General features: G+C 43.6%; 11 protein-coding genes. 5 read left to right on the top strand and 6 right to left on the bottom strand.

Annotation, left to right across the window (positions count from 1 at the left end; genetic code table 11):
- Positions 1–370: 370 nt before the first annotated feature.
- Positions 371–1099, bottom strand: a complete 729-nt coding sequence (locus tag HZA08_02595) for a Stp1/IreP family PP2C-type Ser/Thr phosphatase (protein ID MBI5192314.1) — start codon at positions 1097–1099, stop codon at positions 371–373.
- 139 nt (positions 1100–1238) lie between these two features.
- Entirely contained in the window at positions 1239–2039 is an 801-nt protein-coding gene (locus HZA08_02590) for an amidinotransferase (GenBank protein MBI5192313.1), read from the bottom strand.
- A 217-nt stretch (positions 2040–2256) separates the two neighbouring features.
- On the opposite strand from HZA08_02590, the gene HZA08_02585 reads away from it, so the two are divergent.
- From HZA08_02585 to mazG, 4 genes are all read left to right on the top strand, one after another.
- The gene (locus HZA08_02585; protein MBI5192312.1) at positions 2257–2877 is read left to right on the top strand and encodes a GTP cyclohydrolase I; all 621 of its coding nucleotides are present in this window, start codon (positions 2257–2259) and stop codon (positions 2875–2877) included.
- Positions 2878–3017: 140 nt separating this feature from the next.
- Positions 3018–3386 (top strand): 6-carboxytetrahydropterin synthase QueD, encoded by a 369-nt coding sequence (queD, locus tag HZA08_02580; protein ID MBI5192311.1) that lies wholly within the window; start codon positions 3018–3020, stop codon positions 3384–3386.
- Position 3387: 1 nt separating this feature from the next.
- Positions 3388–5502, top strand: a complete 2115-nt coding sequence (gene priA / locus HZA08_02575; GenBank protein ID MBI5192310.1) for a primosomal protein N' — start codon at positions 3388–3390, stop codon at positions 5500–5502.
- 284 nt (positions 5503–5786) lie between these two features.
- Positions 5787–6539, top strand: coding sequence for a nucleoside triphosphate pyrophosphohydrolase (mazG, locus tag HZA08_02570; protein ID MBI5192309.1), 753 nt, complete (start codon positions 5787–5789; stop codon positions 6537–6539).
- Between the two features lie 88 nt (positions 6540–6627).
- Here mazG and HZA08_02565 read toward each other — a convergent pair whose 3' ends face one another.
- The 4 genes from HZA08_02565 to HZA08_02550 form a co-directional block, all read right to left on the bottom strand.
- Positions 6628–7152, bottom strand: a complete 525-nt coding sequence (locus tag HZA08_02565; protein MBI5192308.1) for a site-specific DNA-methyltransferase — start codon at positions 7150–7152, stop codon at positions 6628–6630.
- Positions 7153–7240: 88 nt separating this feature from the next.
- Positions 7241–7588, bottom strand: coding sequence for a type II toxin-antitoxin system PemK/MazF family toxin (locus HZA08_02560; protein ID MBI5192307.1), 348 nt, complete (start codon positions 7586–7588; stop codon positions 7241–7243).
- 8 nt (positions 7589–7596) lie between these two features.
- Positions 7597–7872, bottom strand: coding sequence for a ribbon-helix-helix protein, CopG family (locus tag HZA08_02555; protein MBI5192306.1), 276 nt, complete (start codon positions 7870–7872; stop codon positions 7597–7599).
- A gap of 201 nt (positions 7873–8073) precedes the next feature.
- On the bottom strand, positions 8074–8571 hold the full coding sequence (locus HZA08_02550; GenBank protein MBI5192305.1) for a TlpA family protein disulfide reductase: 498 nt from the start codon (positions 8569–8571) through the stop codon (positions 8074–8076).
- 140 nt (positions 8572–8711) lie between these two features.
- Between HZA08_02550 and HZA08_02545 the strand changes: the two genes are divergently transcribed.
- Positions 8712–9251: an HNH endonuclease gene (locus tag HZA08_02545; GenBank protein MBI5192304.1), complete on the top strand. Its 540-nt coding sequence runs from the start codon at positions 8712–8714 to the stop codon at positions 9249–9251.
- Positions 9252–9518: the final 267 nt, after the last annotated feature.

Below are 9518 nucleotides of genomic sequence, written 5' to 3'. Positions count from 1 at the left end.
TCTCAAATATGCTTTCCATTGTATTACCCCCTTTATAAATAGGTTAATTAATAAGTATTATCATACAATGAAACCCTACTACTGTGTCCAGATTTTCATGCTCCTTTGTGCCCCGGGGGGCATGACGGTTCATCCGAAAATACCCCAAGTAAGCAGTAAGCGGTAAGCAGTTAGCAGATAAAGACTGCCTTTCCTGTTTACTGCTCACTGCTTACTGTTTACTATTTTCATTTCCCTTTGTGAGCCGAGGCTCATGATGGTTCATTTGAAAATACCCTCTAACTGCCTGTCATGGTTCGACAAGCTCACCATGACACCATAGCTATCATCCTGAGCTTGTCAAAGGATGATTCCATTTTTATCATCCTTTTTACTCCATCACACAAATCGCAATCACTGTTATATTATCAATCCCGCCGTTTTTAATCGCGAGGTTTATCAGTCCTTTGCTAATACCTTCCGGAGAGGGTCTGAATTCCTTCACGGTATTTAATATGTCTGAGTCTGACATCATGTTAGTAAGACCGTCTGTACATAAAATTAAGGTATCTCCTGTCCTGAGTTTAACGTCATTAATATCAACTTCAGCATCAGCGGCTGTTCCAAGTGCCCTTGATAGGGCGCTTTTGTATGGACTATAAAAAGCTTCTTCCCTTGTGAGCAAGCCGGCCTTAATATAATCTTCAACAACAGTATGGTCTTTTGTAACCTGAGTAATCCCTCCATCACGAATAAGATATGCCCTGCTGTCGCCGACATGGGCAACTAATGCAGTATCATTTTCCAATTTCACTGCCACAATGGTTGTTCCCATATCTTGCAAACGATAATCTTTTGAAGCCTCCTGGATAATCCATTTATTTACAATTTTAATAGCACTGACAAGATTACTTCTCTTTTCACGGAGTATATGATAATCAGAAATTATATTATTCCGTAAAACATCAACTGCAAGCCTGCTTGCAACCTCCCCGCCTGCATGTCCGCCAAGCCCGTCAGCTACAACATAGAGCGATAGTTCAGGGAAAATGCCTAAGGCATCCTCATTGTGTGTCCTTACAAGCCCCGTGTGCGTATCCCCGAATACCTTGATCTCCACGTATCAAATCTCCCCTAAATGTGACACCTGAAAATAACCCCATCCCCACCCTACCCCTCCCCTTGAAGGGGAGGGAATTGTTTTTCCTATACTTCTTACTTCTTGCCTCTAACTTCTGTTACCTGCTGACTGCTCACTATTAAAGCCCTAACACCATGCACCTTACACTGCCGCCTGATTTCATAAATTCAGAGGTATCCACTGATATTATCTTCACCCCGAATTCATTAAGTTTGTCAGCGAGCCTGTCTGTGAGCTTATCCAAAATCAGGTTAGACCCAACGCAAACTGAATTGCACACAAATAAACCTGCGTCATCCTCATAAATTCTAAATGTCCTGGAAGGCAGCCCTTCTATAATTTCAATACCCTCATAATCAAATGCACCGGGGTAGTAAATTATAATGTCAGGGCTTTTTATATAAAGCAGGCAGGTATCCAGATGATAATAATGTGGATTAATCAGTTTCAATGATTTAAACTCCCTGCCTGTAATCTCCCCAACGTATGAATGGGACTTCAGGTCTGTCCTGAATCCATGTCCAAGTAATACCATATCTTTATAAAATACTGCATCCCCTTCTCCTTCAAAGTAAATCCCCCTGGGGAGTCTGTGACATTCATATCCACTATTATGAAACCACCTTTCAAAATGTCGTTCTTCCCCCTGTCTTTCTTTATACTTAAAATGACTAAGGATTACCTTTTTACCATCAACAAGCCCGGCGTTTGCAGTAAAGACCATGTCCGGCAATCCTTCAACAGGTTCAACAAGTGAAACATCCGCCCCAAGACTGCATAGAGTGTTATATAGAATCTCCCAATGCCTTACAGACATTTTAGTATCAGCAGGATTTTTTACACTCATCCACGGGTTTATTTCATAAGCTATCGTAAAATAGTCCGGCCTGCACATGAGAAACTTCTGCTTTGTTTTCATAAACTCTATGCTAACAGATTAAGCTATCCGGGGCAAATCTATAGTCAGCAATTTTCAGTGAAATCTATCTCACTTGTGAATGCGGGACAGGAATGTCCCGCCTATCCTCAATTTATCCATGAATAGGCGGGGCCAACTTATTCTTGGATAGACGGGGTTTTCTAACCCCGCTGTAAGGGCTGTAAAAAAGCATAATGATATGCTATGATACCTGCCTATGAACAACAGGTTAATGAGGGAAGGACTAAGCAAATTTATTGAGTCATTAGAGCTTGGGGAACAAGGTATTAACAGTGATGCGAGAAGAAAGATTGTTGATAATCTTGAGAAACTTTGGTCAGAGGTACTATTGTCGGGATATGCGCAGGATCCCGTCAGTGCTTTAAGTACCCGCCAGCCTGCTTTGACCAGAGACCCTGTATTTATAAATAACATACCATTTGTCTCGATATGCCAGGACCATCTCCTTCCCTTCTCAGGTTTTATCTCGATAGGGTATTTACCTGATAAGGAGATTGTTGGACTCTCCAATTTCGGTAAGCTTGTTCATATCCTTGCAGCACGCCTTCAACTTCAGGAGAGCCTTACATCAGAGATTGCAGATGTCTTATACAAAGCAATAAACCCTACTGCATTAGGTGTTTATGTTACAGCCCAGCATTTCTGCATGAAGGCAAGATTCCCTGCACAAAACATTACAGAGGTTGTTACTACAAGCTTCAGAGGGGATTATAACTATAATGGATTTAAAGATAATTTCCTGAATATATCCGCGTGCGGAATGAAGATAGTGAGCAGTGAGCAGGTAACAGAAGTAAGAGGTAAGAAGCAAGAATAGACTGAAGGCTGAAGGTAAAAGCAAGAATCAGGAAACAGGAGGTAACTTCTTATTTCACCTTCCCTGCCTAAGATTATTCCCCCTCCCTTGACGGGAGGGGGTTAGGGGGAGGGTGAGCTAAGGAGATTTTCGAGTAAACTATGTATGAAATAAAAATAATATCCGGCTTCTCAGGTGCCCACAGTCTCAGGGATTATCCGGGAAACTGTAAGAACATTCACGGCCACAACTGGAAAGTGGAAGTAGTTATGCAGAGCAGTGAACTTGATGATCTCGGCATGTCGCTGGATTTCAGGATGCTGAAGCAGGAGACGGAAAACCTGCTGAAAACACTCGACCACACATATTTAAACGAGAATCCCCCGTTTGATAAATTAAATCCCACTGCCGAAAATCTCGCACGCTGGATTTATGATTCCCTTTCAAAAAGATTGAACAACAATACCGCAAAATTGTGCCGGGTTTGCGTCTGGGAAAATGAAACTTCTTCGGCAACGTATTATCTATGACATGTACTTACACATAGCTATTCCAAGACCTGTTGAAGATGTTTTTACATATAGATGCCCGCCTGAACTTGAAGAACAGGCAAGCATCGGTAAACGGGTTATTGTACAATTCGGCAGGCAGAAGGTTACCGGCTTTATTACGTCTATCTCAGAAGACATCCCTCATATATTTTCATCAGGCCACAAGAAGAGAGAGATAAAACCGGTATTGAGTATACTCGACACTGCCCCGCTTATTGATGAAACCATGCTTGCACTCTGTAAATGGGCATCTGAGTATTACCTGTTCCCTTTTGGCATGGTATTAAAGACAGCACTATCAGGTATTCCTGAAGATAAAGCCGCAAGGTACCCTAAAAAGATTCACCACATACTTGATATGTATAAGGGAAGTGAAGCCCCCCATCCCCAAATTAAAAATACCGGAGGGGGGCTGGGCGAGGCTCAAAATTCCCTCCCCTTCAAGGGGAGGGTTAGGGTGGGGATGGGGTCAATTTCGGATGGATATCTTCTCACAGAAGCCCAAACCAATGTACTACTCCAGATTAAAGCCTCCATCGCTGCCGGAGAGTTCCGCGTCCACCTGCTTCACGGCGTTACCGGCAGCGGAAAAACTGAAGTATACATGAATGCCATTGAGGAAAATTTAAAGAACGGAAAGGCAGGGATTGTACTCGTCCCTGAGATAGCATTAACCCCACAGCTTATATCACGATTTGTCAACAGATTCGGCGAGCGGGTTGCAGTACTGCACAGCGGACTGACACACAGTGAGAGACAGCAGGAATGGGTCAGGATTGCAGAAGGGGGTGCAGATGTTGTAATAGGTGTACGCTCTGCTGTATTTGCCCCGGTTAAAAATCCCGGCATTATAATCATAGATGAAGAACACGAACACTCATACAAGCAGGAGGACGGTTTCAGATATAATGCACGGGACCTTGCCATTATGCGGGCGAAGTTGTCCGGTGCAGTTGCAGTCCTCGGATCAGCAACTCCGTCCCTCGAATCTTATTACAATGCAGAGATTGGGAAATATATATATTTATCAATGCCGGAGCGGATTAACAAACGCCCATTACCTCCTGTAAAGATTATTGACCTGAGGAAACAGGGGTTCTCTGTTATTACTCAGGAGTTGCTGGAAGCATTAAAACAACGGCTTACAAACGGAGAGCAGTCGCTCTTATTCCTGAACCGCAGGGGCTTTTCCCCTTTCCTCCTGTGCCTTGACTGCGGGCACACGCCTCTTTGCGTAAATTGCAGTGTATCACCGGCATTTCACAAAAAAGAAAACTCCCTCCACTGCCACTACTGCGACTACAGGATGCCCCCGCCTGCTATATGCCCCCAGTGTAATGGTACAAAGTTCAAGGCATTCGGTGCCGGAACAGAACGGGTTGAAGAAGAGTTGAAAAAGCTCATTCCTGAAATAAGGATAGAGAGAATGGACAGGGACACTACTTCAAAACGTCATTCACATCACCGCATATTCAAAAGCATGGAGAACAGGGAGGCAGATGTACTTATAGGCACTCAGATGGTCACAAAGGGATTAGACCTTCCGGGTATAACACTGGTAGGTGTACTCCTCGCAGACGCATCTCTTCATCTCCCTGACTTCAGGTCAGCAGAGCGAACTTTCCAATTCATCACACAGGTTGCAGGAAGGTCAGGACGCGGAGATACAGCAGGTGAGGTAATAGTTCAGACATTCAGCCCTGACCATTACAGCATACTTTACGCATCAAACCATGACTATCAGGGATTCTACAAAGAAGAGAGTGCGTTTCGTAAGGCTCTCAGTTATCCCCCGTATAAACGAATCGTAAGGATATTGATAAAAGGCATTAATCAGGAATCTGTTGAAACAGCATCCAACAGGTTCAAAGAAATTATTGATAATCAGAAGGCAGAAGGGATTGATGTATTAGGCCCTGTACCGGCACCTTTCATGAAACTGCGCAATAAATTCAGGCGGCACATTATAATGAAGGGCAGTAATCCAAAATCCCTGAACAACCTCATCAGAAACTCCCTCCAATATTTCCATAAAGAGGGCCGTCACGGGAATGTACAGATAGAGGTTGATGTAGACCCCATGAGTCTTTTATAGTTTTTTAAAAATTAATCCTCTCAAAATCCTTATCCATAAAGCCTGTTTATAAGAATGCGAAAAGCATCAATGAGGTGCTTTAATAATCCGTAAGCGGTCCACCCTTCCCCTGACCCACTACCGGCATTTCAATTTGGGGAGGGGGGAGAAACATACGGTTGACACTGATACTGTAAGGTTTCATAATTAGGCTCATTTAAACTCTGTAAATAAACCAGTCAAAACTATATCAGCTAAAGGAGGAGGATAACTTGTCAGAGAATTTCAATAAACTTGTGGGGATAATGGACAGGCTCAGGAGTGAGGGGGGATGTCCGTGGGATAGGAAGCAGACGAGGGAATCGCTCAAGCCGTTTCTGATTGAAGAGGCTTATGAGGTGCTTGAGACGATTGAAGAAAATGATGCTGGAAAATTAAAAGAGGAGCTTGGGGACCTATTGTATCAGATATTGTTTCATGCCCGGATAAGTAAAGAGAACGGGGAGTTTGATATTGAAGATGTATTGAGTGAGAGCATTGAAAAGATGATAAGGCGCCACCCTCACGTTTTTGGTGATTCAAAGGCAGAGAACGCTGATGAGGTTCTTAAACAGTGGGAGGCGATTAAGAAGGCAGAAAAAGGGGAAGAGAGAAAGTCCATTCTGGAAGGTGTACCGCCGCACCTGCCGGCCCTCTTACGTGCACATCAGTTGCAGGCGAGGGTGGCAAGGGTAGGGTTTGACTGGGAACATGTTGACCAGGTCTTCTCTAAGGTAAAAGAGGAGATGGGTGAGTTTGAAGACGCATTCAAGGCAAAAGATCAGAAGAACATGGAAGAGGAGCTTGGAGATTTACTGTTTGCCCTTGTAAACATCGGCAGGTTTATTGAGGTGAATCCTGAAGATGCATTACGGAAATCCATCAGCAAGTTTATCTCACGGTTCAGACATATAGAAGAAGAGATAGCAAAACAGGGCAGGGAGTTGGGCAATGTATCTCTGGATGAGATGGAAGGGCTGTGGGAAGAGGCAAAGGGGTTGGAGAGAAAGAACAGGTAATAGGCAATCAGGAAACTGTTTTATTTCGATGATTCCACCATCCAGAAAATATTACAGCTAAAAAGATCCTTAATTCATTAACCGCTTACTATTCAACTGACTTCGTCGTTCCACCCTTACCGCTTCTTCCTGCCCATATTAAAGAAACAACATGATTTTCATCACCGAATATTTCATTCATAATTTGTCTTAAATGGTGCTGTTCGTTTTCATCAATGGATATAAAAATTACCCCATCATCCGCCAGCAATTCCCGCAATAATTTCAACCGTGGAACCATCATGCAGAGCCACTTGTCGTGGCGGGTCAGATCGTCCTTGCCGACTTCCTTTCCCAACCACTCCTTGAGCATAGGGCTGTTCACATTGTTGTTATACACCCAGCCTTCATTCCCCGTGTTATACGGCGGGTCAATATAAATACACTTAACCTTTCCTGCATATTGCGGAAGCAGGGCTTTCAGGGCAAGGAGGTTGTCCCCTTCTATAATCAGGTTGCCGTCCGCCTTTTCCGGCTGGAAGTGAAGTTTTTCCACCTCATCCAAGGTGTGGTAGGGAATGGAAAGGTGATGGTTCCAGATGATGTTCTTGCCTTTGAATTGTAAAGTCGGCATAGGTAACTCCTATATCAGAAATTCGATCTTATTTTTAAAATCACTCAGCCTTTGTTAAATCTGATAACGCTGGATACTTAACGGCTACTTACCTCCAAAATTCCTTCAACCCAAGACTTATCGCAATCGCCTTGTCAATCTCAGACATCTTTTGTTCCGAAAGCGTACCTGCATGATTTTGAAGCCGTTCCTTGTCTATTGTGTATATCTGGCCCAGGTGGACTGCTGATTTTTGAGGAAGGCCGCTTTCTTCCGGTGTAATAACCACTCCAACCGGAAGTTCCGCCACTTTAAGATTGCTGGTTATGGCAGCAACTATTGTAAGACCGCCAACCTTGTTGCCTACGTCATTTTGTATTACTAAGGCGGGATGAGGCCCTTTCATTTCCTTGCCCTTTGCAGGACTGAAATTTAGGAAATATATCTCCCCTCTCATAGGCTGCTTCATCTCCTCTTCACCTTTTTACCGGCCTTATATGTTGCGGTAGATTCTGCGCATATACTTAAAAACTCCTCAGCAAGCAGCTTATCATCTTCTTCGATCTCCTTATATATTTTTTCCGCCTTTCTAACTGCCTGCTGTCTCTTGTAATCATTAATCATGGCAATAATGGCATCTCTGACGACCTCACTCCTGTTTTTTTTCAACCCTTTTGAGATCGCATCTATCTCCTCGACAAGCTCCACCGGGAAGCTTATGCCAAGCTTAACCACTGACATTCATGTCCTCCTTGTAATACCATTGTACCGTAAAAAGAATACCATGAAGAATACCTTATTTCAATCATTATTCCTTTATCCAAAAATCTCCATAGCTCACCCTCACCCTGCCCCCCTCCCGTCAAGGGAGGGGGAATAATCAAAACATCCTATCCCATGGCGGGTTATATTCGGGGTGAGGGTAAACATGTTATTGTCAGTCTACTTCCCTGCGATCTTCTTTATCTCAGCAAGTAGTCCATCTTTAGGAGTGGTTGACCCTCTGTAGCGGATAACGCCCTCACCGTCAATTATTAATACCGTGGGCATAAACCGCTGCGTATACATCTTGTTGACTGTCTGGGCAGGGTCAATCATGTAGGGGAAGGTTATCTTTGTTTTGAAATTTTTCAGATAGGCAAGCACATCCTCTTTTGTATCACCGGCTGTATTTACGCCGAGATAAACTGCCTTGGTTGTCCCTTCATTCATTAACTTCTGCATCTCGGAAGCCTGATTCATGCATGGGTCACAGATATGAAATAATCCCAGGACCACAACTGACCCTTTGTATTGAGATAGTGTAACCTTCTCCCCTTTAACAGAGGTAAGAGAAAAATCCGGTGCCTTATCACCGGCCATCGGTACTCCAGCATTAACTATTCCGGAAAACATTACTATTCCAATCAGTGACGCTAATATAAGAACTTTTTTAAGCATGGCTTCTCCTTTTCTGAGTATTATTGCCTGACTTCAGGATATTAACAAATCTCCTGCACCATTACAAGGATAAGGTAATTTGCATTAACAACCCTGACTTGTGTATAATCTGAATTAATCGAGGGGGTAAGCATCAGACTATGGAGCATACACTTCTTCTTAATGCCACGTATGAACCTCTGAAGGTGATAAACTGGAAGAGGGCAATAACTCTACTCTTTCAGGGTAAGGTTGAGGTACTTGAGGTTCACAACCGTGCGGTACACGGCATCTCAATCTCACTTCAACTGCCATCTGTCCTAAGACTTTTAAAACTTGTCCGGGCAAAGAATGTTCATAAGGTAAAGTTCTCACGTTCCAATATATTTGCACGGGACAACTATAAATGTCAGTATTGCGGGGAAAGGTTTGATGTTAAGGAATTAACATTTGATCATGTACATCCTGTTGCCAAGGGTGGGAAAAAAAGCTGGGATAATATTGTAACAGCCTGTTGGAGATGTAACAATAAAAAGAGCGGCCGGACACCGCAGGAAAGCGGGATGAGGTTAATCAAACATCCTGCTGAACCAAAATGGCTTCCTCATATAACCATAACAATAGGCTTGAGAGATACGCCTGAAAACTGGCGGGACTATCTGTACTGGAATGTGGAACTGGATAAGGAAGATACGTCCTGAGCCTTCGGCTCACAAAGGAAAATGAAAATTATATTTAGTGTCATTGCGAGGAGCGATAGCGACGAAGCAATCTCGTTGTTGGTCAGATTGCTTCGCCTTCGGCTCGCAATGACGTCTGGGAGAAGGATTTTCGGATGAACCCTCATGAGCGGGGCGCTCACAAAGGGAAATGAAAATAGTAAACAGTAAGCAGTGAGCAGTAAACAGGAAAGGCAGTCTTTATCTGCTAACTGCTTACCGCTTACTGCTTACTTGGGGTCATTTTCG

Source organism: Nitrospirota bacterium (genome assembly GCA_016212215.1).
GTDB lineage: Bacteria > Nitrospirota > 9FT-COMBO-42-15 > HDB-SIOI813 > HDB-SIOI813 > JACRGV01.
The sequence above is the reverse complement of the archived record's forward strand: the minus strand, read 5'-3'. Positions and strand labels throughout refer to the sequence as shown.